Raw genomic sequence first — 26040 nt, forward strand, 5'->3', positions numbered from 1 at the left:
GCGACCCGCTACGACAAGACGGCGGAAAGCTTCCTCGGCTTCATTGACATCACGTCGATCCGTCTCTGGATCCGCCATTTGTCAACATGACCTAGTGCGTATGCGCAGACGAGGAATGGTAAAGTTTTACTTTTCCAAAAATATAGAGATATCTGAGGCATTGTCGTTCCTGTCTTTGTGCGCCGACCCGCAATAAGAACAAATAGTGAGGCAATAATATGGTTTATCCGTGGGCTTGATCTTGTGATCTTGTGATCTTGGTGTCTGTTGCATTGAGCGGTAGGGCTTACGGGCCTGGACACCGCTCGCGGTAATCGTTGCGCTGCGCCAGGCGTTCGGCCGCAAAGTCGATCATCTCCCGAAGAAGATCCGCATCGCCGCTCCTCTCCACGAGCTCTCTCAGGTCCATCATGGCTTTGGTCATCTGGGTCGTCCCTTGGTTCAGATTGGCTTTTGCAACCCGACCCTACCGAGAAACCCGATGACCGCCTCAGCTAGACCACGCCCCGGGACATGACCCTCCTGTTTCTTAACTTATCCACAGGGATCAGGCTGGGAGCGGGGTGTTAATAAGGTGTTAAGTAGGTGTTAAGGCATTTCGAATCGCTGTTTTCGTTAATATTTTCATAAAGTTACACATACGCCCCGTGTGTAAAGTGGTGATTCGGCGTGTGTAAAGTGGTGATTCGGCGTGTGCAAAGTGGTGATTCGAAGCGTCAGGCCGGCAACACCTCTCAGCTGTTCCAGTCCCGAGGAGATCCAGCGTGATAGCGGTTTAAAAAGGGCGGTCCGTGTGTAATGTGTCGTTCCAATCGTGTGTAAAGTGTCGTTTTCCCTTGGCCGTGTGTGAAGTGTCGTTGTAGAGATGTCTGTGTGTGAAGTGTCGAAAGGCTATGACCGATGACGATCAACTACCCGCTCCTGCCGGATCGTCACCCACAGGGAGATTTCTTCGTCTGCGACATCCTCGACACGGCACCGAAAGGGGATGTCGGATCGATGGAGCATCCGATCTTCTCGCTCTCGACTAAGCCGGACACACGCCCCCGGCGCTACGAGCACAACGGTATGACGATCGAGATCAAACCCTCGGTCGATGGTCTCGCGACAGTCCATGATCGAGACGTTCTGATCTACTGTATCTCCAGTCTCATAAAGGGCATGAACGAGGGCAAGGAGCCCCAGCAGGTCATCCGTTTCCATGCCTCCGACCTTCTGAAAGCCACGAACCGCATGACCACGGGGCGCGGCTACACGCTCCTGAAAGCCGCGATGGAGCGGTTGGCCGGCACGCGCATCTCGACCAACATTACCACCGGTGGACAGGAGGTCTTCGAGACCTTTGGTCTGATCGAACGCGCTAGGATCGTGCGGGAGACGCGCGATGGGCGCATGCAGGAAGTGGAGGTCAAGCTCTCGGACTGGGTCTTCAACGCGATCCGAGCCCAAGAGGTGCTGACCCTCTCGCGGGAGTATTTCCGCCTGCGCAAACCGCTCGAGCGGCGCATCTACGAGCTGGCACGAAAGCATTGCGGCCGTCAGCGGGAGTGGCGGATCAATCTTAGCCTTCTCCAGAAGAAATGTGGCTCCGGGTCTTCCCCGCGCGAATTCCGCCGCCTGGTCGCGGCGATCGCGCACGAGGACAAGGAATACGGCCATATGCCCGACTACGAGATTCGCTTCGATGAAGATCGGGATCTGATGGTGGTGCGCAGCCGCGGCACGGTCGGCCCGGAGGTTTCGACAGCTGCCGCGGACATCCCGGAGCTGGACCCGGACGTCTACGAGATGGCCAGAGAGGCGGCCCCGGGCTGGGATGTGCGCATGATCGAAAGCGAGTGGCGTCGCTGGGCCACGGACACCCCGCGCAATCCCGAGATGGCTTTCCTGGGTTTTTGCCGGAAATGGAGCGACACGCGCGGACGCCCATGAACAGGTGGCCAGGCGCGGAGTGCGGGAAGCGTCTGCTTGTTCGAAGGCATCGCCTACGTCTGCATCGTCCAGGTTGCAGATTTCGGGGGATCCGGAACCAGAAGTGTGAAAGAAATCATCTCCTGCAAATGATTGCGCACTGGTTTTGGGAAGTTGGCTCGCCGAACAGAGCAGGTGCACAAAGCCCCCGCCCTGCGGCGGAACCAGAACGGCCGATCTCAGTCCCGTCTTTCGTACGCGTCCATCAGTATCGATAGCATGTCAGCATAGGTGCGGCGATCGTCCTTGCAGAGCTTCCGGAAGCGCGCGAGCACGTCGAGCGGAGCCTTGATGCTGATCTGACCATCGCGGACAGGTTCGCGGCTCGGCCACCGCTCCGGGGAGGTTTCGGTAACGGGACGCTCGGCCTCTTGTTCCTGCCGGGCTTCGTTCCGAGGTTCGCCCCCTGCCCTCTCGAACTGCTGTAACCGGCTGAGATCAAGCGACCGCGGCATGGCGTGTCTCCTCGAGCATGTCGACGACCTCGGCGGCGAACGCCTGGGCGTTGGCAATGGCCTTGTCGATCCCGTTGACCTCGGCTGGATCCAGCTGCCGCAACCCGCCACCGGAATTATGGAGAGAAGAGAATGCCGTACGGCGGTGCAGCTCCGTGTCGAAGACACGCGTGGCGGAGCGCAGCTCGGTGTTGATGTGTTTCTCGAGCTTGCTCTTCACCGCCGCGTTCGTTCGCGCGAAGAGGACGGCAGCGGGGATCGGTCGCCGTCGCGCCCGTCCTTCCATGGCGATCTGCGCGAGTGTTTCGATAGCTTCGTCGGCATCCTGTTGTTCGTCGCCCGTGGGAACAATGACGAGGTCGGACTCCGAGATGGAAAACGATGTCAGGCGAGACGCAGAGCCTTCGAGGTCGATCAGGACGAACGACGCGCGCTCTTTCGCGGCGGCGATCTCGTCCTGGATCTCGCGCTCTCCCTTGCTGGCAATCACTTCGATCCGACCCGGAGTGCGGGAGAGACCCGCCCATCGGGTCAGCCGACCTGCCGGATCCGCATCGATGAGGATGACATCCGTTCCCTGAGCCAGTTCGGTTGCGAGAATGATAGCTGACGTGGTTTTGCCGGCGCCGCCTTTGGACGACGCAAATGAGATGACCGGCATTGAACTGCCTTTCTGTTTGCTGCTCGTGGGTTGAGTATCCATGGCAGGCCCTGCCTAGGGAAGACCTAGCTTCCCTATCTACGCCATGACTAGGAATGGTTGTGACTGCCCTGCCATGCGTAGAGTACCGTACCGTAGCATACCGTAAGGTATGACATGGTACCTGAAGATACCTTAACTGTCTCAAAGCATTCACGGTACGCCAAACCAGAGGGCGAATGAGACGGTTACGGTGCCCCTGGACAGCAGCATGCATGGCCGGTTGCGGAGATCACCTGGTGCTGGGGTTAGTTGTCTTGATCCTGGATAAGCCAGTTTTTCTCGGCGATGGTCTCTGCGTACTTGGCTGGAGCGTCGATCTCGATTTTTGAGATCCATAGGTAGCCAAGCTCGTGCTGATCCAGCGTATCCCAAGCCTGCTGAGCCTTTTCCCGGGTCGAATAGCAGCCCAGTACAGCTTGGCCTTCCCAAGGCAGAAACTCCGCCAGTACAAACACTGCCTGTCCCAAAGCACCTCCCATTTGCTTGGACGCAGGTGGAGGCTCTCATCCTGTTGCTGACAGGCCAAGCTATTTTTTCATGAAAGACGCAATGACGCGTCGAGACGCCTCTTCCCAACAGCTATCATGCGACGGTCCCGTCGCTCGGCCGGGGAGGATTAAAGCGATTAAGACAGACTCTAGGTCGCCAGATACTGCGTTTATGGGCCAGTGGCTTGGTTGTGACATTCAAGGCGCACATCAAAAGCAGCCGCACAGGCCTGGGTAACATCCAGACAGCAAAACAGCGGGTCCAGTGGACCCGCTGTTTTGTCGTTGTTCGCAGACCTCTCCTCGGCCTTACGCGGCCTTGTTGGCGGCCGAGGTTGCCTTCTCAGCGGCACCTTGCACGTTCGTGGCAGCCTTCTGGCCCATGTCCTCACCGGCTTTGGTGGCCAGCTCAGTGGCTTCGGTCGCCGTGTTCTGGATCACGGTGGCAAAAGCCTGCGCAGTGCGCATGAAGAGATCCATCTGCTTCTGAGCGAAGTCGCTGTACGCCTTGCCGTAATCAGCCGGCTCGTCGCGCACCTGGGCCACCTCACGCAGGTTCGAGAACGCTTCCCTGGCGGTCTCGCTGGCGATGTCGGTGGAGCGGGTTGCTGCATCCGTGGTGAGCGCGGTCATGCGCTCGGCCGTCTGCGCCCATGTCTTTGCAGTGTCCTGGTAGCCCTGCACGTTGAAGAGGCTCTGCAGGTCTTGAGCTGCGGATTTGGTGTTCTGCTTCGTAGCCATGTCGGGTCTCCTTTCGAAGAAGATGCTGTCTCGATGGCGCCCTTTGCGCCGTTAACTTTCATATCATGCTGCAGCGCGGCATTTTCAATGGGTCGATCTGACGGCACCCGAATTTTCTTAGATTTGGAAAGCACTTATTAGGCGTCATCCAGAGTGAGCGAGCCGAGCTGCTCGGCCAAGAGGGCAGGGGGCTAGAAGCAGGAGCGAGAAGACACGACGCGATCGGTGGGGCGTTCAGGTGCCATCATCCACGCCTATGGTGCCAGAGGTCTTTTTTCTTGACGGGTTTGCCAGAGGTGACGTCAGAATGCGTCATTTCGTGGGGGAGCGTGGAGGCGATCGTGCCGCCTTCATGTATTCCCTGATCGTCACCGCCAAGATGAACGACATCGACCCGCAGGCTTGGCTCGCCGATGTCTTGGCTCGGCTACCCGGAACGACCGCCTCCCGGGTGTCGGAACTGCTGCCTTGGAACTGGCAGAAATCGGAGCACCAAATCGCGGCATGACCGCGGCCTACGCCGGATGCTTACCATGTCTCTCCATCACTCTCAGTCGACTGGTCTCACTTCACGCCTATTGGGTTTGGCTTGACGGGCTTCTGAGCTTGAATAAGCTCGTTCGATGGAAGTTGCTACGACTAGTAAAATAAGTGCTCCGCCTTGGGTGGCAGAGCTACTCGCAGAGGCGGGGCTTGGTTCAGGCTTACAAGTCGCTCCACTATCAACCAGCCAAAACAAGCTATCCAAGACGGAGATCTATCAGATCCTACATGGGACTGAGTGCGTAGCATTAGCAAAACGTCAGTTAGGGCAAGATGCGCTAAAAAGAGAGGCTGCTGAGACAGAGGCCTGTATCACAGCAGCTTCCGTGTTCGCAGACTGCGAAGGCATGTCTGCGCCTGACGTGCTTGCAGTTCGGCGAGACGGCGGCTTCCTGCTAAGAGCATTGGTCGGCACACCGGCTAATCTTGCATTTTCGCGCAGCGATCGCGCGTTACGCTCTGAGCAAATCCGCCGGGTGGCATATGCTTTGGGCATCCTTCATCGCAGTGAACCCGTAAGCATGGCTCCGTACACGCTTGGAAAGCGTATTCTAAGGGTCAGGATGCGTCTCAAGCACTTCCGCGAAAACCCACCAAATTGGGAGCCGGGCTGGACGGACGTGATGTACCGCCTCGCTTGTCATGCGCTTACAAAGTACGACAGTATTAGCGGAAAAATGCGTTGCCAGACAGTTCAGCATGGAGACCTGACACCGGGAAATATCTTGATAAATTCCCATCACGTAGGACTTGTAGATTTTGAGCACTTCGGACGGAATTGGCAAGTTAATGATGCTGCAACATTGCTCGACCGCCTTACGATGTTATGCCCGTTTAAAGGGGTTCAGATGAGCAATAACGTCATGTTCGACCCAGCAGACGTTAGTGCTTTCGCGGAAGGGTATGGAGAAGACCCTACCACACATAAAGAGTTTGATGTGTTTGCCTGCTTTGAGTTGGTCGCACGCATATTTGCCGCGGCTGAGAGACAGTCGAAGGAGCCTTTATTGTTGCTCCGAACCGCTAAGCGGGCGCTGAATGTTTGCTGATGCGGTGTCTTAACAAATCCAGAGCAGCGATGCGGTCGCGCAAGGTCTCAAACTCTTGTCTTTCGAAGTCACCTGAACATCGTGGCGGACAACAGATCGCACCATTCGTCATGCTCCGCGTCTAAGATCCGAGGGTAGGAGCGACGCGATCCCCTGACAGCAGAGTGGCGGGTCCCGAGGACCCGCCACTTGTCGTTGATCTTGCTTTCGGACCGGTTGGCCTTATGCAGCCTTGTTCGCGGCCGAGGTTGCCTTCTCAGCGGCACCTTGCACGTTTGCAGTGGCTTTCTGGGCCATGTCCTCACCGGCTTTGGAGGCCAACTCGGTGGCTTCGGTCGCCGTGTTCTGGCTCACGGTCGCGAAGGCCTGCACCGTGCGCATGAAGAGATCCATCTGCTTCTGAGCGAAGTCGCTGTACGCCTTGCCGTAATCAGCCGGCTCGTCGCGCACCTGGGCCACCTCACGCAGGTTCGAGAACGCTTCCCTGGCGGTCTCGCTGGCGATGTCGGTGGAGCGGGTTGCTGCATCCGTGGTGAGTGCGGTCATGCGCTCGGCCGTCTGCGCCCATGTCTTTGCAGTGTCTTGGTAGCCCTGCACGTTGAAGAGGCTCTGCAGGTCTTGCGCTGCGAATTTAGTGGTCTGCTTCGTGGCCATGTCGGGTCTCCTTTTGAAGAAGATGATGTCTCGGTGGCGCCCTCTGCGCCGTTGACCTCTATGTGATGCTGCAGTGCAGCATTATCAAGGGGGCGATCCGGACACGGCCAGATTCTCGAGATCGGAATGCTATCCGAAAGCTCACTCTGTGTGAGCGAGGCCAAGCTGCTTGGCCACGGCAGCGAGACGCCGGTCACGCGACCAGAGCGTGGAGCCAGGGGCGAGCAGACACGATGCGAGCAGGGACACGTCCACATAACCAATGCCACGGCTCATGAGCTGTCGCGTCTCGATCATGGCGCGAACCTCGGCCACGGTGGCGAGCGGTAGGGCAGGGAGATCGTCCAGCAGGCAATCTGACCCGCCTCGAGCCCGCGGGCTAGCTCTGCATCGCCCTGGCGCAGATGATCGATCCAGACCGACGTGTCGGCGAGGATCATGGCGTCTCGCGTGAGCGGGGCGGGGCCGTGATGTCTGGTTCCGTGCCGCCGAGCAGCGCCAGCCTGCGCGCGCTTTCACGTTCGATCAGCGCCTTGAGGGCCTCCCGGAGCAGGGGGCCCCGATCGTTCATCCCCGTCAGGGCGGTTGCTCGGTCGAGCAGCGTGTCGTCGAGGGTCACTGTCGTTCGCATGGCAATCTCACATCAGGATGCTCATAAGATGATGCAGGTGGTGATGCGCATCAAGGGACTGGCAACTCAAGCAGAACCGCCAGAATGCCCGACCCAAAATGGCGGCTCACTACAACCATTATGCGAGAAAGCCCGAACACAGAAAGGGCGCCCAAACGGACGCCCTACGATCTGTATTCACTACGGATGCGCTATCTTATTCAGGCGGATCTGCAGACCCTGCTATCCTATGCCAATCCGTTTTTCCGGCGGCGTACCCAATGGACTACCAAGATCCAGTAGAAGCCATGCTAGCCAACGGACTGCCATCCGACGCTATCGGACATGCCAGCGGATGCAACCTTTTTTCTTGGGCGTGATGCCAAGGGAGAACCAACGGATACTGAGGCTGATCGTGAGAGCAGTCCGACTGGCCTGCCCAAGCGGACTGCGTCGGATCATGTCCACTGAGCCAAGTGGAAACCCGGGGGAACTGGTAGCGCTGCAATTCAGCTTCGCGAAGGATGAAGCTGTCGGCAGTGGCGTCACGGCTTACGCGTACGCCGAACCAAAATGAGCAGACCACACAGAGCGCCACAGCGCTTCACTGAGGGAGGGTAAGGTCTCGGCGCCACTTTTGCCCCCAAAGGGCCCACAAAAGTTCTCAGTGGCGCACACAGTGCCGCTGTGGCCATGACATGCTTGATGGCGGGGGTGGCCATGTGCCCGGTGGGTCCAGGTCGAACCAAGAGTGAAACACCTGAACTCGGCTGAGCCAAGAGGCATCGGATCCGCTCGAGCATCGATCAAAGGGGGCAAGCTCTGGTCTCGAGTTGGGGCAGGGGCGTCGCGAAGGTCGTGTCAACGCGCGCATGCGTCACGCGCGCAGAGCTTAGTTTCCCTCGTACTACTCTCTCAAAAATACCATTATAGACAATGTATTAGGCAAAGACCCGGCGGGCCAGCGGCCCGCCGGGTCTTTGCCGTATTCTTCTATAACAGAGAGTATCTCTATATTTGGGGGATTATACCAAATATTACGTGTTATAAATGGAGAGTCAACAACATCTTCCAATACTCCAGGTAAGAGGCTCCCTACGAGAAGGCTCCGCCTTCTCTCGGAGCCTCTTACCTGTCGTTGGGCATGGATCTAAGAAGATCCAGGAAACAAGGAAGAATTTATATTTAGCGCGCGCGAGGGCGTCCGAAGCCATGCCGTCATCCGCAAGTGGAATCTATGAGGTCCGCCGATCATACCTGCCGGCAGTCAGGCGCCCTGCAGCACGAAATAAATCCTGAGAGGCCGTGTGCGCGCCGCTGAGTGCGGTTCCGGGCTGTTTGCGGGGATGCGCCCCCAAGACCTGCTTGGCTCACTGTGAGGGCCCTCACAGCTTGTCATGGAGCACGCTCCAGCCGCTCGGCCTAACGCCCGACTGCCACCAAGATTGGCCGAGCCAGCGCTGCCAAAAAGGCGACGAGAACAGTCAGCCCGAGAGACGGCATGGCGCCTAGGTCGCGACCATGGAACGACCTAAAAACATGGGGTTATAAAAAGTTGAACTTAAGTTGGAACGCTACGGTTTGCGACTAGGAGCCCTTGCCTTTTAGGTCATCTCAGGCGGGGCTGACGAGGGCATTGGCTTTTAGGTTCCGGGATGATGCTCAACATCTACACCTCGGGCGAGGGCACGCTGAAGTCCTCGCTGGCGGTGTTCGACGGCGTGGAGCTGACCGTAGACGGGGCAGGGCAGGCGTCCGAGACCATCAACGCCTCGGCCTTCAAGGGCTGGATGGACTCCAACGTCTACCAGTCGATCGCCGACGGGTTCAGCCAGCTCTCCGAGATCGTCACGCAGGACATGATCGACGCCATGCCGCAGCAGACCCGCGAGCAGGTGCGGCGCGCGCTGCGGGTAGACCCCAAGGACAAGCGGAAGCTGACGCCCCGCATGTTCAAGGAGCGTCAACGCCAGCTCGAGATCTACGCAGAGCAGTCCCAGGCTCGGAAGCGGGCAATGGCGCGTATGGCGACCTCGACGGACCACATGGCGGGCATGAAGCGCGCCCACCACCGCCCCGGCGAAACCACGGCCACCAACACCCCCTTTGCCTACGAGGAGATTGCTGAAAAGCTGAACCAGTTGGCGCGGGAAGAGCAGCAAAAGATTAGGCAGGAGGGCCAGGATGCGCAGGCGGAGCCTGCGATCCAAGGCCCGACCTCGAACCTGAGTGAAGCCGTCGAGTCCATTGGCGAGCTGATGCCGGGCGGTGTGCGCAAGGTGGACGGGGAGACCCTGCTGACCTTCCTGGCTCGGGACAAGGATGCGAGCCCGGAGCAGCGCGAGATTGCCCAGGACCTGCTGAGCAAGCCTACGGGCGGCAAGCGCGGCACCTTCTACTTCGGCGAGACCGATGCGCTGGCAGACATCGAGGAGGCGACCATCGGCGTTGCCGGGCCGACGATCTCGCTTGGCCGGTCCTACCCGACGCCGGGTCTGGCCTTCATCGCCAACACCAGCCCCGAGACCGTGCTGCACGAGATGCTGCACATCCAGACGACGAAGGCGCTGGAGGCGTATGTGGCCGAGGACGGCACCGCGCCGCGCCACGTCCAGGAGGCGGGCCGCAACATCGAACGGCTCATGCAGCAGATGCGGGACACCCCGCCGACCGACGAGTCCGCCGAGGCTTGGGGCGATGCTCTGGCAGCCATGAACGGTGCCCCGGACCGGATTGGCCAGATGGGCGAGTTCGTGAGCTGGATGCTGTCGAACCAGCGCCTCATCGAGCGGGGACAGCAGCGCAAGGCACAGACCAAGCGGACCCCCTTGGCTCGGATCGTAGAGGGTGGCTGGAACGCGCTGATGAAGATGCTGGGCCTGCGGTCCAAGCCGGGCAACACCGTCTTCACCAACCTACGGTTCAACACCGAGGTCCTGACGGCGAACGCCGCGGCGATCCGCGAGTCCGCGGTGGCGGCGAACCGCTACATGAGCCAGCAGTCGGCGGGCGACACGCGGCTGGAGTGGGCAGAAAGCCAGTTCGGAAACAAGCTCCAGGAGATCGTGGGCCGCCAGACTGCGACGACCGACAGGGTCGAGCGGCAGAAGGCAGTGCAGGAGAGCGTGGAGCGCAACCGGGCAGGGGACCTTGCCATCTCGCAAGCCGGTCAGGCCGGGATCGAGATGAACGAGCGGCAGGCGACCGTGTTCAAGATGATCCACACGGTCATGACCTCGGGCGTCCGGCTGGATGCCTCGCTGATGCGGCAGGCCAATGACCAGTACGGGCTCGTTCTCGAGACCCTGACGGCCGAGGAGCTGGTGGCGCAGGGACTGACCCAGTCGCAGGCGGAGCGCCGGCTGGCGTTCCTGTCGGACGTGAAGGCCCGCACAGGTCGCGACGGGCGCACGGATGCCATGGCGACCTTCATGGCGCTGAGCCAGGTCGATCCCAAACTGCGGGCGGCGCTGGAGGCGAAGAAGCCCCTGCGCAAGACCGAGGTGAAGGCCGACAGCATCGACGGTGTGCTGCGCAACCTGGCTCAGGCAGCCGTGGAGCTGCTGCGCCGGTTGTCGCTGCGCCAGACGCGGGACAGCAACGTGACCCGTGAGCTGGACATCGTGGCCGAGGGTCTGGCCCAGGTGCAGAAGGAGCGGCGCTACATGTCGGCCGTGAACGCCGTCAGTGAGCGCGTTGAGCAAGCCAACCGCTATGCGGCCGAGCAACTGGAGACCCGCAGCACACGGGCCACTGACGCGCTCGGACAGCGGGCCATTCGGGCAGACCGGAAGGGCCAGCGAGCCAAGAAGGAAGTCTTCAAGGCAGGCGCCCTCATCACCGCTCTTGGCTCGAAGGACCAGACGGCGGCCGCGGCCGAGGGCCTGACCAAGATGGCGAACCATGTGCCGAACCTGCACACTTGGCGCGCGATGCTCACCGACCTTCGGGGCCAGACCGACACGAACAAGGGCCTGCTGCGGATGATTAACCCGGTGAAGGCGCAAGCCGACGCGGCGCGTCAGGACTTCCGGGAAGGCGTCCCGCGGGAGCTGGAGAACCAGTTCAGCCGGGAGTTGGCGCGCGAGGAGTGGGAAGCGCTCTACGCGGGCATTGCCCGGACGGACCTGACCTCGATCGGTCGCGACGAGGCGGAAGCGCTGATGAGCGACATCAAGATCCAGCAAAGCGAGAAGGCCGAGTTGGCAGCGAAGCAGGATTTAGATGTCATTTAGGTCACCACAGGAGGCTTGCGAGTTAGTTGGGGCTTAGCCGAAGCAACTTGCCAACGACCACTAATGGGCCGCCTGGTTCATCGCCTTCGACGATCCGGCACCGATCGCCGCGAGATGTGGCTAAAGACCAAATGGTTGATCTGAAGTTGAACAAAGTTGGCAGCTACGCTGCCATGTCTCCGACAAGAAAAACGAGGCCACGTCCGTCAAGCTGGTATAATTTCCCGGATGGTCAGCGGGCATGATCAGGCGGCTTTTGTTGTGATGCTGAGAATGGGGTAGATCTCCTCCTTGTCGATCTGTGCGAAGGCCTCGCCCATCATGTAGCGGCTGGCGGTCTGCCACTCGTCGTTCTGTTCGAACAGGACGGCGCCGATCAGACGAACAGGAAGTCGTCAGAGGTCACGTCAGCGGCTTCAACCCCTTCGAGGATGATCTCGAAGCCGTCATATGAGATCAGCGTCGCCACATCGTCCATTGTGCCCGCGGCGGAGATCTGCAGCTCCGCGAACCGACTCTCTACGGACTCGCCTTCGACGCCCGAAAGTTGCAGACGGTCTACGAACTTCTCCATGTCGCGGACGACGTCGGTGGTGCCGGCGAGCATGTCATCGAACACGAAGACGTCATTTCCGGCGCCGCCCTCCAGCGTGTCGTTGCCCGGCCCGCCGGACAGCGTGTCATTGCCTTGGCCGCCACTCAGGCTGTCGCTTCCCATGCCGCCCTGCAGAAGGTCGTTCCCCCGGTCCCCCTCGACCGTATCCGATCCCGCGCCGGCATAGACGGAATCGTCCTGCCAGCCAGCGTCGATCAGATCATCGCCGTGGCCGCCGCCGATGACATCCTTGCCGCTGCCGGCCTCGACAGTGTCGTCACCCCAGCCGGCGGAGATCACGTCACGGCTAAAAACGGGAGCACTGTTGTTCGAATCGTCACCGAAGATCAGGTCGTTCCCCCGGCCGCCGCTGAGGACCTCTCGGCCGTCTTCGTAGCTCAGGCCTCCCTCGATCGTGTCATCACCTTGTCCTGCGCGCACGGTGTCGTTGCCGTAGCCCGTGACGATGCTGTCGTTGCCGAGTCCGCCCCCGATCAGGTCGCTGCCAAATCCGGCCCGAGCGACGTCGTCACCGGCGCCGAGCGCAATTCTGTCATCGCCCTCGCCGCCGAAAACCGTGTCGTTGCCGGCCGAGGCGGGAAAACCGTCGTCGCCTGCCAAGCCGTGCATCGAGTTATCCCCGTCGTCCCCGACGATGCGGTCCGCGTCCATGGTCCCGATCTCGATGTTCGGAAAGGCGTTGCTTTGGTAAACAAGTTCCTCGACGAGCGCCCCGGTCTCGGGATCGAATGTCGCCTGAAGCGAGAAATCGCGCTCAGGGTAGGCGCCACTGAGATAGGCATCGCGGTAGTTGAAGCTCCCCTCGAATTCGAGAACAGCCCCGTTGTCTTGCGCGCTGAGCGACAGGTTGTCAGGCTGCGCATTGTAGCCGGTGTCAGTGCTGTAGAGAACCTCACCGGTTTCGGAGTCGATCCGCGCCAGGGTGAGCGGCATGGGCGGCTTGGCGGTGTCATACTTCTGGAACGAGTGGCCTGCGGCGAGGATGAGATCGCCGTCCGGCGCAGTCACCGACATGAGCTCGGGCGGGTAGATGTCCCAGCCCGAAGACGCGTAGGCGACGTCGAAATCGCCCCGGAAACCGAAGCGCGCGGTGCTTCCAACGGTTTCGAGGTCCGCATCATAGTGCTGAACCACCACATCGGCGGCGGAATAACCCTCGTAAAGCGGCTCACCGGATTGACCGACCTCGGAGAAGGTGCGCGTCACCACTGCGTAGAAACCGCCGTTGCCATCCGGGTAGACCGTCGGGTACCAAGTGTAGCCATCTTCGAACGTGGTTCCGGCCTGCGTTTCTTGCCCCTCGAAGTTTGCAGGGACGGCTTCGACGCCCGCCTCGAAGGACACGGTCTGCACCACCTCCCCGAACCGGGAGAGCGTGATCTCGTAGTTGCCGTTGCCTACGCGATCGACGGACACTAGGCCGTTTGCGGTCTCCAAAGACAAATCTCTTCCAATCTTGTTGCTAGATCATTGATTTTCCTACGTTGTAATCAACTCGAACCCGCGCATTCAAGCGGACGTCGAGACGCTCCTCAGGTGCAGAATGCAACCTCGGGCATGCACCGTTGTGGGCCAGCAGCGGCCCCGTAGGCGTTACGCCCACAGCCAGAGCAACAGGCCGACCATCAGCGTAAAGGTCCGCACGTTGGTCCGGCCTACATCGTTCAATGGGTCACGATCCCGCGAAGCGCGGCATTGCAAGCGAATCAGTTCGTTGTGCGGCGGCGTGTGGGCGTTGGTTTGGACATAACACTCCACTAACCCGCAGGACGCCAACCATGAAGCTTGCTGGCTTGAGTTCTGCACCAACGCCCATGTGTCTCTCATCGTCCGCAGAACCATGCCGCTGAAGCGCGGAAAGTTCAATCCTCTCGGCTGCTTAGATGCCCGAAGCCGCTTCTGTACGAGAGCGGGTAGGCACGGTGACGCGACACCCGCGCCGCGTGCAATCGGTCACCGCGAGGTGAGAGACAAAACTTTAAAAATAGAACCACTGTGGCAGAAAAGACACTATAGAAACTCTAACGTGCAAGACAACTCTGAACTTTTTTGACGCCACACCGCGCCAGATTGTTCGCGCTGTTCGAGTCCCCTTGGTCGCCCTTCCTGCAAGTGAGAGCCACCGCGCATTGTCCGTAGCTCTGAACGCAATGTATTGCTGCGCCCAGGGTTACGTGGGGTAAAGAATATTCTTTTAATAACAATCGGATAAAGTAGCGAATGAATTCCTGATTTGCTGATGCAGAAGAGCTGTCGTGTCGCGTAGCACAGCAGGTGATCTCCCTTCCCAGTCCATGAAAAGAGATCGGCTTCGAGCCAAAAATGACAACCAAGCTGGGAATCTCAAAACTCAAGTTTCCCCAAAAAGTGGAAGTATCTAGACTCTAAATATATCAAAAAACTGTTCATAATTGACTTGTAAGTCGAATCACGTAATAAAAATTCCCGCGAGAGCTTAAATTTGTAATCAGCGTGCAAAGTCCTAGGTTGGATCGCGCCCTTATTGTAAGCGTTTCAACTATTGGAAATGCATTCTGTTATCAGGGGACGCTCTCTCATAAGAAGTGAAGAAGTGATACTACATACTGCTCCTGGAGGGGACTAATCTCAGTACTGCGAACGACGGGATTTTAGAAATTTATTTCAAGAATTCTTTTGTCGTGATCGAAACCTACTCCCACCTCAGTGCGCTGCGTAGCACTTCTCGTTCATGGGAGGCTATGCTCCTCACGGGAGCATCCTTTCTAAGTCGAGATATTAATCTTAGAGGACTGACAAAATGGTCAATACTGTAATCGTCTCAACGGCTGGCGATGACCGCCTTGAAGGTGGTCAAAACTCCGCAGACTACATCGATGGCGGCCCCGGTAACGATACCATAATTGGCAACGACGGTGCCGATTGGCTTATTGGTAACCTCGGTGACGACGTTGTTTTCGCCGGCGCGGGTGACACCGATCTCGACATCGTCCAAGGCGACGATGGCAACGACGAACTCTACGGTGGCGGCGGCGGTGACTTCATCGATGGTGGCGCTGGCGACGACACGATGGCTGGCGGCACTGGTAACGACGTCCTGATCGGCGAAACCGGAGCATTCAGCCTCGATTTCTACAGCGCGTTTGAGCAGGTTCTTTCCGGCGTTCAGGACGGCGAGCCTCCGGTAACCGCAGACGACTTTGCTGATTTCTCGAGTGCGCTCCAGGTACTGCAATTCCTCAACTTCGGTGGAACGACCGTCGGCATCGACGACAACTTCCTCAACTCGTTCAATCGTGCTGACGCAGGCGACGACGACATCTGGGGCGGGTCCGGTAAGGACTTCATCCTCGGCAGCATCGGCGATGACGAAATGGGTGGCGGGTCTGGCAACGACACGATCAACGGCGGCCGTGATGACGACACCATCTACGGCAGCACAGGTGAAGACGATCTGACCGGCGGAGATGAAGACGACCTCATTTTTGGCGGCGACGACAATGATGTGATCGGTGGCGACGGCAATATTGTATCCGTAAATCTCGTCAGCTTCATTGAAGGCGAAACTGACGAGGACGATGGCAATGGCGATGACGATGACGATACTAATGACTCGTCGTCGCGTGCAGATCTTCTTGCTGACTCTATTCTTACCCCGGACGGTGACGGTGAAAGTGACTCCATCGTTTTCTCCGACTATGAAGGTGACGACGAGATCTATGGCGGCAACGGCGACGACATCATCGATGCACATGGTGGATCCGACACGATCTGGGGTGGTGCTGGTAACGACGTGATGAGCGCCGGCAGCGACGACGCAGGCACTCTGACACCGGACAACGAAACCGACATCCTCGGCTTCATCGCAGGCCACGGCATGGACGACGTTTTCGATTTTGGGGTCAACGAGTATCCTGAATCTGTCAACGGAGCCGAAGGCGCCGAAAACTTTGCCAACCGCGAAGATATCATTTGGCTCGTGGACGGGGAATACGACGGCGAATTCGGTGACGCGGTATCCGCAGGCATCATCACCCGCGAGGGCCAGAATGCTGATACCATGCTCTGGGAGGTCACGATCGACACGTCCGGCTTCGGCTATGCAGGCGGCGACATGATCACGATCCATTTTGACTCCGAGGACGAAATGAACGCCTTTGCTGGCGACAACATCGTGGTCGGCGACGACTTCCTGGTCAGTGAGACCCTGTCGTTCCTCGGAACAGACGGCTTCACCGGAGACGGCTTCCTCTGATAGCCCTTTAACAGCGCGCCGGGCGGAGACTACTTCTATTCCGCCCGGCACTTTTAAACGAAAATTCTCATGAAATTCCGAGTCCTTCAGTCGTGCACCAAATTGCGAACAGCTATTAGATGACATTATGCTTCGGCATTCGTTTGCCGAAAATGCCAGCATGATGGGCTGGTCGCTGAAATTGGAGAACCTCGGAAGAACGGCACATCCTGGCAGGGAGATTTTGGATCATGCGCCCCAGCAAGTTCTCGGATGCTCAGAAGATCGCGATCTTGCAGGAGGCACAAGATGGAGAGCCGGTCCGCAATCTCTGTGAGCGCATCGGGATCAGCCAGGCCACGTTTTATAACTGGAAAAAGAGACTTGGAAACCAGGACGTTTCCGATATTCCTCCTGAAGTTCTTAGAATCCGTGTTCTGGAACAAGAAAACGCGCGACTCAGGCATCTGGTTGCCGATCTAAGCCTCGAGAAAGAAGAGCTTGCTGAAATCATAAAAAAAAACTGCATCGGCCTATGGAGTCGGAAGTCAAATCTGACGATGGCTGCACAATAGAATCTTCGGAAAGGCGATCCGGTTGCGGTTCCTGACTTTATATTTTCCTCAAGATTCGTCTAAGTTGGCGAGTGGTCCCGCCCCGAAAGCTGGACCAGATCGGCTTTGAAATTCCGCGGTCTTCTTGAATCGGACTTCCAGTTTCAATCGCATCAGCATGGCCGGCCCCTCGCGCTTCGTGTTGCCGGTGCCGATGAGACAGCACTTGCCATCCTGCGCATAAGGGACCAACACAGTGGTATGCGCACATCATCAGGCGGCGGGCTCAAAAAGGAGACTCCGCGACCGGGTCTCGGCCGTTCTTGGGGTCGCTTCACGACCAAGATCCACCTCCTCGTCAACGCGCTCGGCCTGCCAATGAGGACGGAGATCACACCGGGCCAAACATCGGACTATCTCGGCTTTGATCTGGTGATGGCCGACAATCTGCCTGCACCGAGCGTCTTGCTCGCCGACCGGGGATAGGACGCGGACGGCACTCGTAGAACCATAGAGCAGCGCGATGCCTTGCCAGTGATCCCAATGCGGAAGTCCGCAAGAGGCGCGTCGGCGTGGATCGCTCCCTCTATACGCTGCGCAATCTGGTCGAACGCTGCTTCAACAAGCTCAAGAATACCCGCCGGGTCGCCACCCGCTACGACAAGACTGCGGAGAGCTTCCTGAGCTTCATCGACATCACGTCGGTCCAGCTTTGGCTCCACCATTTGTCACCATGACCTAGAAAAGCTGCCAGCGTGAGCGTAAGCTCAGCTAAGTTTTTTGCTGTATCAATCTGGCTCGCAAGGCTCCTAGGAGAACCGAAGGTGGCGTCAACAGACCTCAACAAGCTGACCGAAGAAACCTTGAAGGTTTCCCAGCGGTGGGTGGACACTCCGTACTACAATGCCGTGGAGGCCACCGCGCAGAGGCAATGGACGAGTCTTATAGAGCCGTTCCTGGAAGATGCTTCGATCGACATGACGCATGTTCTGGAGCTTGCCGTCGGGCATGGCCGGATGACTCAGATTCTACTTGAGCGTTCCAAGCGTGTGACGGGAGTGGATGTTCTTCAGGAAAACATTGATTTTTGTGCAGAGAGATTTGGACAGATCGATAATCTGACCCTCTTGAAAAACGACGGTGTGTCATTGGAAGAAATTGACGATGACACTGTCACGTTCGTCTTCTGTTTCGACTCAATGATCCACTTCGATAGCGACGTGGTTCGGAACTACCTCAGGGAATTCAAGAGGATCATGGCCTCAGGCGCGATGGCTTTTCTTCACCATTCAAATCTCTCACAGAACCCCGGTGGAGATTTTCAGAGAAACGCGCATGCGCGAAACTTCATGTCGACGCAGCTCTTTTCCCACTACGCCCAGAAGGAGGGCTTAGAGGTGATGAAGCAAGTTGTCATCGACTGGGGGAATGGAGACAAGAAAGTCGAAAACCTTGATGGTCTTGCGCTCCTACGATGCCCGTGAGGTGTATCTGAGTCAGTTCGGCGCGGCGTGCTTGAAATTCTTCTTCGCCGCGTCTCGCAGAAATCGCTCGCGCCACTCGCTGTTGCGGCTATTTCCGACCTTGACCATCTTCCGCGGCGTTTTCGGAACCGGTGTAGCGACACCGGCCAGCTCTGCGAACGTATCGAGATGGCTCATCGTGTCGTCAAGGATGACATCCTCGTAGGTCAGCTTCAGTGGAGATATCCCCTGGCTCTCAAAGAATCTTTGCCACACCAGGTTTTCCAACGTGATTGCCGTGACATGGCTCAAAATGGCGTCGTACTGATACACGGCGTTCTTGTTGTAGTTCGGGTTGTAGCCGCGCATCATGTTCCCCGAAAAGTGGGCGTCTTCGGGCTTGGCCGTAGCATGGTTAATCCCGGTCTGCTGCGCCATGATCCGGCTGATCGCCTGTGAGACGACATCGTTGCGCCTTAGCCAGACCCAGCGGGCCTGCGGAAAGGCTGTCGCGACATGGGCAAATTCTCCCTCCCGATCCGCCTTGAGAAAAGTCGCAAGGCAGCGATCGACGGGATCGAGTTGGTTTGCCATGATCTTGATCGCGGAGACGCCGTTGTCGCCGGTTGCACGGCTCTGAACCGATGTCAGGTGTTCTTCCCAGTTTAGATCGGTCTTGCCTGGATCCCACGGGATGAACCATTCTTCCGGCTGACCGAGAACGCCTGTGTTTCGCATGTCCTCAATGACAAGGGTCGAGCCGCAGCGCTGCGTTGCGCACAAGATGATGTCCACGAGCCCTCCAGGCTGCTTTTTTGCGACAATGTGGGAGCGCGCGCGCGAGTGCAAGATGACGATGATCGCCTACCTCGGCCCCTCGGGGTCAAGGAGCGAAAACGGAGGGAGTCTCATTGAGGCTCCCTCCGGATCTTGTCGAGGTACGAGGCTGGATCGAGCGCCTCTTGATCCAAGCGGCGATCTCACAACGGAAATCTAGTTTTTAGAATTGTTGGTGTCAATGCGTAGCTGCCGTGCCTGCCGAAGTTCGTCGTCAAGGTGAAACTTGGCTAACGTAGGGTGATGTAAAATACAATGTTGCCGAAGTGGCACGCCTTCTCGCGCTCGCTTTTCGCGTGCATGGGTTTCTGGAAAAGATAATTGACACTATTCAAGTCAGGCCGCTAGGTGTTCTCGCGGTATTGCGCATGATCTTCCGGGCGCAGTGAGGCTGGGTTTCCGGAGCGCGAACACGCAGAGATCTTATCGAGGAAACGAAAGACATGGCTAACATTACTCTTCCCGTTGACACCGGTGCTACCGGGACTGCGGCTGCTGACATCTTCAATGTTCCCTTCGGAGCCGCCACGGTTGACGGTGCGGCTGGCGTCGATATCGTGAACATTCTTGATGAGAACGGGCTTATTTCGATCCCGGCTGGCTTCACTGTCGAAGGCGCGTTCAATGGTGGCGTGTACACGGTGACCGCAGGAGATCTGACCCTGCAGAACTTCGAAGTGGGCAATGTGGCCAACGGCACGCTCACATCCACCGCGACAACGGCCGCCCCCAACTACCTTCAGCTGGGAGACGTCGCCGTCGGTGACCTCCTGACGCAGAGTGGTGATACCATCAGGGTCGCTGATGCATCCGATGTTATGGCGTGGACCGGTTCGCAGCTCATTACGCTGAACGAAGACTTCACGATTTCTTCGGTGAATGGTGTTGAAGCAGAAGAGTCCTTTGAACTCGACGGCCTGGGTACGGTCGCTCTTGTTAATAGTGACCAATCTCTTGATTTCACTGCGTTCGAATCGTTCCTGGGCACGTTGGGCTGGGGAAATCGCGCCGTTGTTGAACTCGATGTCGAGTTCGAAAACGATGACGACACGGTTTCCTTCACGGAGACCTTCTCGGTTACCGTCGAAGGTGGCGCGACTGAAGGTGCCGACTTCTTCAACACGTCGAACACCGAAGACGACGACAGCGATGGCGATTTCCTCAACGGTCTTGGCGGCGATGACGTCGTTCTGGGCGACGAAGGTGACGACTTCATCTACGGCGGTGCCGGAAACGATGAGATCTACGCTGGTGCGAAGGACGCCGCCGGTGTCGTAAACGAAGATGCCGGAAACGACGAATTTGCCGGTGGTTCTGGTGACGACACGATCGCTGGTGGTGAAGGTGACGACCTGCTGATCGGTGATGATTACGCGGCTGTTTCCGGTGGAGAGTTCAACGCTCAAGGCAATGGTGCTGACATCATCTTCGGCGGCGACGGTGACGACGATATCTACACTGGATCGCTTAATGGTATCACTCACACCGGCAACGGTGACGACGAAGCCTACGGCGGCGCCGGTGAGGACGAAATCTTCGGCGACAATGGCGACGATACTCTCGGCGGTGGCGACGGCGACGATGACATCCTCGGCGGTGGCGGCGACGATGAAATCTATGGTGGTCAAGACGATGGTGACGACGACATCGAAGGTGGGAACGGCGACGATCTGATCTTTGGTGGCGCTGGAGACGATGACCTCGAAGGCGGCAACGACGACGATACCATTTTCAACGGCGCTGGAGACGATGAAGTCGCTGGTGGTTCCGGCCAGGATACAATCTGGGGCGGTGCCGGGGACGATCTTCTCGCAGGAGACGGCGACGAAGATACTTTCGCATTCGTTGCTGGAAATGGCGCTGATACCATCAGCGACTTCGATGCATCCGAGGATATTCTCGACCTGTCGAATGTCGCGGGTATCAACGCCGACAACATCGGTGACTTCGCGGCCGAAGTGGATAACGAACTCGTCATCTACTACACGGACGAAGACAGCGTGACGCTTCAGAACGTTGGCCTCGACGATCTCGACAACGTCAACTTCACTTTCGGCTGATCCTTCGGGACCGGTACGAGACATCGAAAGGGCGCCCCACGGGCGCCCTTTTTCGTGTTCGATTATCATCGGTTGCTAGTAGCGAGAAAGGCAGACGACGGCCCCCGAAGACCCGCGCGGATCGTAAGCAAACCCGCGTGCCGCCAAACGGGCGAAGATGTCGGCCAGCGTCTTGCGATCATAGCGCTCCGGGTGCAGCTCCAGCACGATGAGACGCAAGCTACTGGGCAAGGAATGGTCGAAGTATCCCGCCTCCGCGCCCTCCACGTCCACCACGAGCACGCTCGGTGCGGTTTCTGCGATCAGCGCGGGAAGAGACAGCGCAGGCACGCGCACGGCATCAGCCCCGTCCGTCGCATCAAGGCTCGCCGCCCAGTACGCCCTGGGAACATTGAACAGGATATCATCGGTCTCGGCCCCGGCGGTCACCGCACCATGGAGCAGCCGCACGCCATCGGCATCGTTGGCAGCAAGGTTGGCCCGGATGACGGGTAGCATGGCAGGATTGGCTTCGACCGTGGTCACGGCCTCTGGGCCCACGGCGCGGGCCGCTACGCAAGCCAGAAGCCCCGCCCCGCCGCCGATCTCGAGTACGGTATCTCCACGAATAAGATGGGCGTGAAGCGCGCGCCGCTCCTCGACCTCGTACCAGCCCTTGTCGCACATGCGCGTGATACCGGGGGTGAGCATCTTCTCGGGCAACGCGAAGGAGAGGCCGTCAATCGTCCAGCATCGAGTGGCCATGCGGGATCCTTTCGCGATCTTGGGCAGCGCTCAGCCGCTCTGCAAATGGGTCAACCGGTGCCCGAGAACATCCTGGACGAGCCCAGCGTCGAAGGGCTCTCCGAGAAAGTCGAAAAGCGGGCGCCATCTCTCCGGTCCGCGGGTGTAATCATTGTAGTGCAATTTCAGGCAGCGATCGGGATGATCCGCGATGTACTTCTCGAAGAGGGCCTCGGCGGTCTCGAGCTGGCGAGCGACAACCTGGGGGTTCATCCATTTCCACCAGCCCGATTGCGCCACCTGGTCGTGTTGCCGAGTGTTGAAGATGAAGCGGGTACGCGGAAAGAACCGGGTCAGGAAATCGAGGATGACGGGAAAGAGCGCGGGATCGGAATGCCAGCGGATCTCCTTGCAGCCGATCACCCGGGTCTCCTCGCTCGGGCGGAGTATGGTCTGAAGGTAGCTTTCGGCGAGTGAAGCCCCCAGCATGTCTGGATCAATCGCTTCGAAGCCGTACCATGGATCGCTGGGGTCGGACGTCTTACCTGTCGAGAGCATCTTGTCGCGCTGAGATGAATGCTGAAGCGTGCTCCAGGCCCGTGCAAGCGGCGCGACGAGGTTCTCGTTCTCTCCGCGAATTGTATACCCCGGCAAGGCGTTCAGCAGGTTCTGGACAAGGGTCGAGCCGGACCGGCCATAGGTGATGATGAAGACGCTGCTCTCGAGCCGAGGATAGAGCTCTTCGATGGTTCTAGGATTGCTTTTCAGAACCATGGGCTCACCTCGATCTTGGTGCCGGGAACGCCGCGGGTGTGCAGATATGTTGCGAGTTTCGGAGTCGCCGCAAAAATGCGCTCATACGCATGCTCGTAGGCCAGGGCGTGAACAATGTTCGATGCATCGGACAGGCGCTCATCATCGGGGGGCGACAGGTGAAGATAGGTCCGTACGCCGAGCCGCCGCAGAGGCCCCATCAGGCGATGCCCTCCGAGGCAATCGAGATTGTGAATCTCGTCGAGCCAGAAGAGCATGGCCAGCGCCGCTGCTCCGGCCTCTGGCACACCTGGAGCCCGTAGGGGCACGTTCTCGTAGTGGAGGTTCTGGGGGTCTCGCGCATCGAGCCGACCATCACAAAGCAAGGCCAAGCTATCGATTGATCGATAATCCACCTGACTGACCATCGCCCCGGGGACAAACAGGTGAAGACCCGCGCCTTGGGACCGTTTGGGCTGGAACGCCTCGACGACGTTATGGAGACCGTCTTTCTGGCCCAGTGTGAGAATGCCTATCTCGTCTGTTCGCTCCGATGGCAGGCGCGGAGCTACCGGCTGACCTGAAAAGCTCTTACGCAGGATGGTATGTTCACGGCCTCGAAGCGCGATAGATGGCTGACGCCAGGTCCAGCGGCGAAGGCCCGCGGCACGGAACCGCGAGCCATGAAGACAAGCCAGCGCCTTGCTAAGTCCTTTAGCCGCGGGACCCACGCGGACCGGAAGATCCACACGAACCGCATGACAGTTTGCCGGTGATGTTTCGGCGGTTTCCCTTGCGGGATCTGAGACGCAATCCTCGTTCAGCAGAGCCTCGAGGCGCTTGTGACCGATCATCCAGGCCACGGCCTGGCGACGCCGGTGAGGCGTATCCGCCACCTCGGTCTGGATTGCCAGACCCGTGGCCCTGATGCCGGGACCCAAGGTTAAATACCCCAGATCATCTTGCGCAGCGGTGTGTTCGAGCCTCCAGAGCATCCAGTGCAGAAGGCCCTTGGCCTGCATCGCGTCTTCAAGATCAGGAGACAGAACAACAAGATAGGGCGGCACTCGGTATCGCATCGGGGTTGTCCGGCTTCGCCAGTAGAGCGCGGCGTAAGCCTCGAGCGACATTTCCTCGCCGAGGTGTTCCGGATCCGTGGTGAGACGTACGCGGCCTTCTTCGGGTGCTACGAGCGCATAGCGAGGAGCCTCACTTTGTTCGAGGACTACCTGAGTGCGGGGGGAATACAGATCCTCATGAGCTTGCCGGACGGTTCCGGCGAGAAAGGCCACGTTGCGGTCGGCATCAGCCAACATGCTTTCCGGGCGCTTGCGGTAGAAGAAGCCGAAATCCTCAAGGTTGATGCCTGAAAAACCCGCATCTCCGGCCGACAGGAAAAAGTGCCAGTCTTCGAAGCCCTGAGTGAAGGTTTCATCAAACATCACGCCTTGTTCGAACACCTCTCGCCGGATCAGGCTACCAGCTTCCGAGATATTCATCTGGCTATGGATCAGGCGGGAATAGCGCCCACTGTAGTCGCAGCGGGCCTTGATGCCGAACATGTCGATGCTGGGGTATACCCATCCGGCTTCGGGATGCGCCTCGAGCGCCTGCATGGCGCGGGCCATGGCCCCGGGCCGCAGGCGGTTGTCGGCATCAAGCATGAATAACGCTTCGACAGAGGGAAAATGCGCGAGCACATGTCGGATCCCGAAATTCCTTGCCGAGCTCAAGCCACCATTTGGTTTTCGAAGATAGGTCAGGTGATCCTTGTGCGCGGCTGCCAAGGTCGAGATCACAAAATCCGTTTCAGGGTTCGGGCACCCGTCGTTGACGACGAGAACATGGATTCCGAACGAGGCCTGCTGCGACAGAGCTGCACAGAGCGCTTCGGAGACCAGCACGGAATGGCCGTAGACCGGCACAATGATGGCAAGACGTGGAGACGCGCGATGCATCAAATGCGCAGCCATATGTCGCGAAAGGTGGCCCACCCGTAGGCTGGCGCAGCGCCCGGGCCAAGCCGGGTCAGAAGATAGAGATCAAGACCCTGATCGGCAGGTTCTGGCAAGATAAGCTCCAGCTCGTCTTCCCGGTCTCCGCTCAGGCCAACCCAATCCGATATGCACCGGGTCTGCTGACAATGATGAACAAGATCGAACAGTTCGCGCACCGGCCGGGAAGGCGCGACTGCCAAAGCGTATTCGACGTTGGGCCCTTGTGGGTGGCGCCCTCCGATCGTGGCGGTAACCATACGAATTCCGGGATAGACCGCACCGGAGAGACGGGCAGAGCTGATCTTCTCGGGGCGCGGATGAACCTGAAGGGCTTCGAGATCGGAGAAGTACTTCAAGTCCTCTCCCGCGGAGGCCGCCAGAGCGGCGAGCCGGAGCGGGTCCACGTACATCTGCGGAGGAACAGGCCCCTCGGGCCAGTGCCCGTCTTCCGGCATCGGAGGATGGCTCCCGGGGCTGTGCTTCCAAATCCTGTGGGCCAGGATGCGGTCTGCGCGCACCTCGCCGATGATGGCGCAGTAATCTGGGTCGGGATGAAACACGCCGCCGCCAATCCGGAGGGAGTGGTCCGAGTGCCAAGCCAGATGCAGAGACGGCGTCTGCTCGTCATCGTCAAGCGCGTCGGGAAGAGACAGGCGCAGCCAACCGGGAGACAAACCGGGGGCCTCCAAAGACCAGGTTGCTGCCTCCGTGCCCGACTCGATCAAGCTAAGCGTGGCCTTCAGCTGTCCCGTCTCTGGCAATTGTTGTTCCGGCAAGAAGATCGCAATGTCGGAAAGGCCTATGCTGTTGGCTGCAAGGCGCTGGCTCAGTGAGCTGTGCGGGGGCATCTCGAGCGCAGGCGCCTGATGGCCGGGCAGGGGGCCGTTCGCTTGAGCCAGCCACCGTTTCGTACCAAGAGACCCGGCTATGAAGGTGCGCAGAGCATGAACCGTTCGGCTGGCCGCCTCATGTTCGATGCGGAGTTGCGACAACATCTCCAGAAGTTCTGCATTGTGCTGGACGACCGCCTCCGCCTGCATCCGGTAAATGCTGGCCAGCGCGCCAAGCGCGTGAGTTCGGCGCGCCTCGCGATCTGGATCCTGTGCATCCGAGAGATCGATCAGGGGCGGCGAAGCGATGCCACACCGTGCGGCCCAGCAAGTGGCCACCTCGTCTAGAAGAGCTCGGCTCTCCGGCGAGCCGACGATCAGCCCCGCGACCTCTCCCGTCATCGTTTCCGGGAGGAATGGCTGTCCGTTATCGAGGCAGATGTCACCTCTTTCCGAAAGACGCACCACGACAAGTTCGACAGGGAGATTGAGATCATTCATCTCGGCGAAATCGGCCGCCGCAAGGAGCATCTTGTGACGCATCG

General features: G+C 58.8%; 20 protein-coding genes and 5 pseudogenes. 10 read left to right on the forward strand and 15 right to left on the reverse strand.

The features are described 5' to 3' along the window. Positions 1–90, forward strand: a pseudogene (locus BMX29_RS18980) (IS5/IS1182 family transposase); the annotation flags it as partial. A 211-nt stretch (positions 91–301) separates the two neighbouring features. Here the strand turns inward: BMX29_RS18980 and BMX29_RS19360 are convergent. Then, positions 302–424, reverse strand: a pseudogene (locus BMX29_RS19360) (IS256 family transposase); the annotation flags it as partial. A 476-nt stretch (positions 425–900) separates the two neighbouring features. Between BMX29_RS19360 and BMX29_RS18060 the strand changes: the two are divergent. After that, a complete protein-coding gene (locus BMX29_RS18060; protein WP_092815685.1) occupies positions 901–1932 on the forward strand; it encodes a replication initiator protein A in 1032 nt (343 codons plus the stop codon). Positions 1933–2150: 218 nt separating this feature from the next. On the opposite strand, the gene BMX29_RS18065 is transcribed toward BMX29_RS18060, so the two are convergent. From BMX29_RS18065 to BMX29_RS18080, 4 genes are all read right to left on the reverse strand, one after another. After that, positions 2151–2426 (reverse strand): ribbon-helix-helix protein, encoded by a 276-nt coding sequence (locus BMX29_RS18065; RefSeq protein ID WP_092815689.1) that lies wholly within the window; start codon positions 2424–2426, stop codon positions 2151–2153. Continuing rightward, positions 2410–3129 carry a ParA family protein gene (locus tag BMX29_RS18070; RefSeq protein WP_244889280.1) on the reverse strand — a complete coding sequence of 240 codons (720 nt, stop codon included), beginning with the start codon at positions 3127–3129 and terminating at the stop codon, positions 2410–2412. The genes BMX29_RS18065 and BMX29_RS18070 overlap by 17 nt, the downstream gene beginning before the upstream one ends. Before the next feature lie 245 nt (positions 3130–3374). Continuing rightward, complete coding sequence (locus tag BMX29_RS18075) at positions 3375–3596, reverse strand: hypothetical protein (protein ID WP_139197089.1); 222 nt, start codon at positions 3594–3596, stop codon at positions 3375–3377. A gap of 330 nt (positions 3597–3926) precedes the next feature. Beyond that, positions 3927–4358, reverse strand: coding sequence for a phasin family protein (locus BMX29_RS18080; protein ID WP_092815698.1), 432 nt, complete (start codon positions 4356–4358; stop codon positions 3927–3929). 277 nt (positions 4359–4635) lie between these two features. Between BMX29_RS18080 and BMX29_RS18085 the strand changes: the two are divergent. Together BMX29_RS18085 and BMX29_RS18090 are read left to right on the forward strand one after the other, a co-directional pair. Continuing rightward, positions 4636–4866: pseudogene (locus tag BMX29_RS18085) on the forward strand (transposase domain-containing protein); the annotation flags it as partial. Between the two features lie 157 nt (positions 4867–5023). Then, positions 5024–5950 (forward strand): phosphotransferase, encoded by a 927-nt coding sequence (locus BMX29_RS18090; protein WP_175471233.1) that lies wholly within the window; start codon positions 5024–5026, stop codon positions 5948–5950. Between the two features lie 222 nt (positions 5951–6172). Here BMX29_RS18090 and BMX29_RS18095 read toward each other — a convergent pair whose 3' ends face one another. The 3 genes from BMX29_RS18095 to BMX29_RS18105 form a co-directional block, all read right to left on the reverse strand. Further along, a complete protein-coding gene (locus tag BMX29_RS18095; RefSeq protein WP_092815704.1) occupies positions 6173–6604 on the reverse strand; it encodes a phasin family protein in 432 nt (143 codons plus the stop codon). A 293-nt stretch (positions 6605–6897) separates the two neighbouring features. Beyond that, positions 6898–7044: a hypothetical protein gene (locus BMX29_RS19450; protein ID WP_217644407.1), complete on the reverse strand. Its 147-nt coding sequence runs from the start codon at positions 7042–7044 to the stop codon at positions 6898–6900. Beyond that, on the reverse strand, positions 7041–7235 hold the full coding sequence (locus tag BMX29_RS18105) for a type II toxin-antitoxin system VapB family antitoxin (protein WP_092815706.1): 195 nt from the start codon (positions 7233–7235) through the stop codon (positions 7041–7043). Before BMX29_RS18105 ends, BMX29_RS19450 begins: the two co-directional genes overlap by 4 nt. 1634 nt (positions 7236–8869) lie before the next feature. On the opposite strand from BMX29_RS18105, the gene BMX29_RS18110 reads away from it, so the two are divergent. Beyond that, on the forward strand, positions 8870–11449 hold the full coding sequence (locus BMX29_RS18110) for a hypothetical protein (protein WP_092815708.1): 2580 nt from the start codon (positions 8870–8872) through the stop codon (positions 11447–11449). 245 nt (positions 11450–11694) lie between these two features. Here the strand turns inward: BMX29_RS18110 and BMX29_RS18985 are convergent. Together BMX29_RS18985 and BMX29_RS19690 are read right to left on the reverse strand one after the other, a co-directional pair. Then, positions 11695–11835 (reverse strand): annotated as a pseudogene (locus tag BMX29_RS18985) (IS256 family transposase); the annotation flags it as partial. After that, a complete protein-coding gene (locus tag BMX29_RS19690) occupies positions 11826–13079 on the reverse strand; it encodes a calcium-binding protein (protein ID WP_342342401.1) in 1254 nt (417 codons plus the stop codon). The gene BMX29_RS19690 and the pseudogene BMX29_RS18985, both read right to left, overlap by 10 nt. Positions 13080–14844: 1765 nt before the next feature. On the opposite strand from BMX29_RS19690, the gene BMX29_RS18125 reads away from it, so the two are divergent. The 4 genes and pseudogenes from BMX29_RS18125 (at position 14845) to BMX29_RS18140 (ending at position 18316) form a co-directional block, all read left to right on the forward strand. Then, positions 14845–16299 carry a calcium-binding protein gene (locus BMX29_RS18125; protein ID WP_092815713.1) on the forward strand — a complete coding sequence of 485 codons (1455 nt, stop codon included), beginning with the start codon at positions 14845–14847 and terminating at the stop codon, positions 16297–16299. A 230-nt stretch (positions 16300–16529) separates the two neighbouring features. Next, entirely contained in the window at positions 16530–16853 is a 324-nt protein-coding gene (locus BMX29_RS18130) for a transposase (RefSeq protein WP_092815715.1), read from the forward strand. A 229-nt stretch (positions 16854–17082) separates the two neighbouring features. Beyond that, positions 17083–17569, forward strand: a pseudogene (locus tag BMX29_RS18135) (IS5 family transposase); the annotation flags it as partial. A gap of 87 nt (positions 17570–17656) precedes the next feature. Further along, positions 17657–18316, forward strand: coding sequence for a class I SAM-dependent methyltransferase (locus BMX29_RS18140; RefSeq protein ID WP_092815718.1), 660 nt, complete (start codon positions 17657–17659; stop codon positions 18314–18316). 12 nt (positions 18317–18328) lie between these two features. Here BMX29_RS18140 and BMX29_RS18145 read toward each other — a convergent pair whose 3' ends face one another. Further along, the gene (locus BMX29_RS18145; RefSeq protein WP_175471234.1) at positions 18329–19090 is read right to left on the reverse strand and encodes a Stf0 family sulfotransferase; all 762 of its coding nucleotides are present in this window, start codon (positions 19088–19090) and stop codon (positions 18329–18331) included. 485 nt (positions 19091–19575) lie between these two features. On the opposite strand from BMX29_RS18145, the gene BMX29_RS18150 reads away from it, so the two are divergent. Beyond that, positions 19576–21192 (forward strand): calcium-binding protein, encoded by a 1617-nt coding sequence (locus tag BMX29_RS18150; protein WP_092815724.1) that lies wholly within the window; start codon positions 19576–19578, stop codon positions 21190–21192. Positions 21193–21267: 75 nt separating this feature from the next. Here BMX29_RS18150 and BMX29_RS18155 read toward each other — a convergent pair whose 3' ends face one another. Genes BMX29_RS18155 through BMX29_RS18170 form a run of 4 tightly spaced genes read right to left on the reverse strand, consistent with a single transcriptional unit; the run spans position 21268 to position 26038 of the window. Then, on the reverse strand, positions 21268–21936 hold the full coding sequence (locus BMX29_RS18155; protein ID WP_092815727.1) for an FkbM family methyltransferase: 669 nt from the start codon (positions 21934–21936) through the stop codon (positions 21268–21270). A gap of 30 nt (positions 21937–21966) precedes the next feature. Beyond that, the gene (locus BMX29_RS18160; RefSeq protein WP_092815730.1) at positions 21967–22689 is read right to left on the reverse strand and encodes a sulfotransferase; all 723 of its coding nucleotides are present in this window, start codon (positions 22687–22689) and stop codon (positions 21967–21969) included. After that, positions 22680–24641 carry a glycosyltransferase family 2 protein gene (locus BMX29_RS18165; RefSeq protein ID WP_092815733.1) on the reverse strand — a complete coding sequence of 654 codons (1962 nt, stop codon included), beginning with the start codon at positions 24639–24641 and terminating at the stop codon, positions 22680–22682. Before BMX29_RS18165 ends, BMX29_RS18160 begins: the two co-directional genes overlap by 10 nt. Beyond that, positions 24626–26038 carry a DUF6212 domain-containing protein gene (locus tag BMX29_RS18170; RefSeq protein ID WP_092815736.1) on the reverse strand — a complete coding sequence of 471 codons (1413 nt, stop codon included), beginning with the start codon at positions 26036–26038 and terminating at the stop codon, positions 24626–24628. The genes BMX29_RS18165 and BMX29_RS18170 overlap by 16 nt, the downstream gene beginning before the upstream one ends. Positions 26039–26040: the final 2 nt, after the last annotated feature.

This window comes from Roseivivax marinus (assembly GCF_900109705.1).
In the GTDB taxonomy this organism is placed as follows: Bacteria; Pseudomonadota; Alphaproteobacteria; order Rhodobacterales; family Rhodobacteraceae; genus Roseivivax; species Roseivivax marinus.

Bases quoted from the DNA above. Each gene is read 5' to 3' on its own strand.
- BMX29_RS18060 (WP_092815685.1), top strand. From the start codon at position 901: ATGACGATCAACTACCCGCTCCTGCCGGATCGTCACCCACAGGGAGAT.
- BMX29_RS18065 (WP_092815689.1), bottom strand. From the start codon at position 2,426: ATGCCGCGGTCGCTTGATCTCAGCCGGTTACAGCAGTTCGAGAGGGCA.
- BMX29_RS18070 (WP_244889280.1), bottom strand. From the start codon at position 3,129: ATGGATACTCAACCCACGAGCAGCAAACAGAAAGGCAGTTCAATGCCG.
- BMX29_RS18080 (WP_092815698.1), bottom strand. From the start codon at position 4,358: ATGGCTACGAAGCAGAACACCAAATCCGCAGCTCAAGACCTGCAGAGC.
- BMX29_RS18095 (WP_092815704.1), bottom strand. From the start codon at position 6,604: ATGGCCACGAAGCAGACCACTAAATTCGCAGCGCAAGACCTGCAGAGC.
- BMX29_RS19450 (WP_217644407.1), bottom strand. From the start codon at position 7,044: ATGATCCTCGCCGACACGTCGGTCTGGATCGATCATCTGCGCCAGGGC.
- BMX29_RS18105 (WP_092815706.1), bottom strand. From the start codon at position 7,235: ATGCGAACGACAGTGACCCTCGACGACACGCTGCTCGACCGAGCAACC.
- BMX29_RS18110 (WP_092815708.1), top strand. From the start codon at position 8,870: ATGATGCTCAACATCTACACCTCGGGCGAGGGCACGCTGAAGTCCTCG.
- BMX29_RS19690 (WP_342342401.1), bottom strand. From the start codon at position 13,079: ATGTCGGTGACTGCGCCGGACGGCGATCTCATCCTCGCCGCAGGCCAC.
- BMX29_RS18125 (WP_092815713.1), top strand. From the start codon at position 14,845: ATGGTCAATACTGTAATCGTCTCAACGGCTGGCGATGACCGCCTTGAA.
- BMX29_RS18130 (WP_092815715.1), top strand. From the start codon at position 16,530: ATGCGCCCCAGCAAGTTCTCGGATGCTCAGAAGATCGCGATCTTGCAG.
- BMX29_RS18150 (WP_092815724.1), top strand. From the start codon at position 19,576: ATGGCTAACATTACTCTTCCCGTTGACACCGGTGCTACCGGGACTGCG.
- BMX29_RS18155 (WP_092815727.1), bottom strand. From the start codon at position 21,936: ATGGCCACTCGATGCTGGACGATTGACGGCCTCTCCTTCGCGTTGCCC.
- BMX29_RS18160 (WP_092815730.1), bottom strand. From the start codon at position 22,689: ATGGTTCTGAAAAGCAATCCTAGAACCATCGAAGAGCTCTATCCTCGG.
- BMX29_RS18165 (WP_092815733.1), bottom strand. From the start codon at position 24,641: ATGGCTGCGCATTTGATGCATCGCGCGTCTCCACGTCTTGCCATCATT.
- BMX29_RS18170 (WP_092815736.1), bottom strand. From the start codon at position 26,038: ATGCGTCACAAGATGCTCCTTGCGGCGGCCGATTTCGCCGAGATGAAT.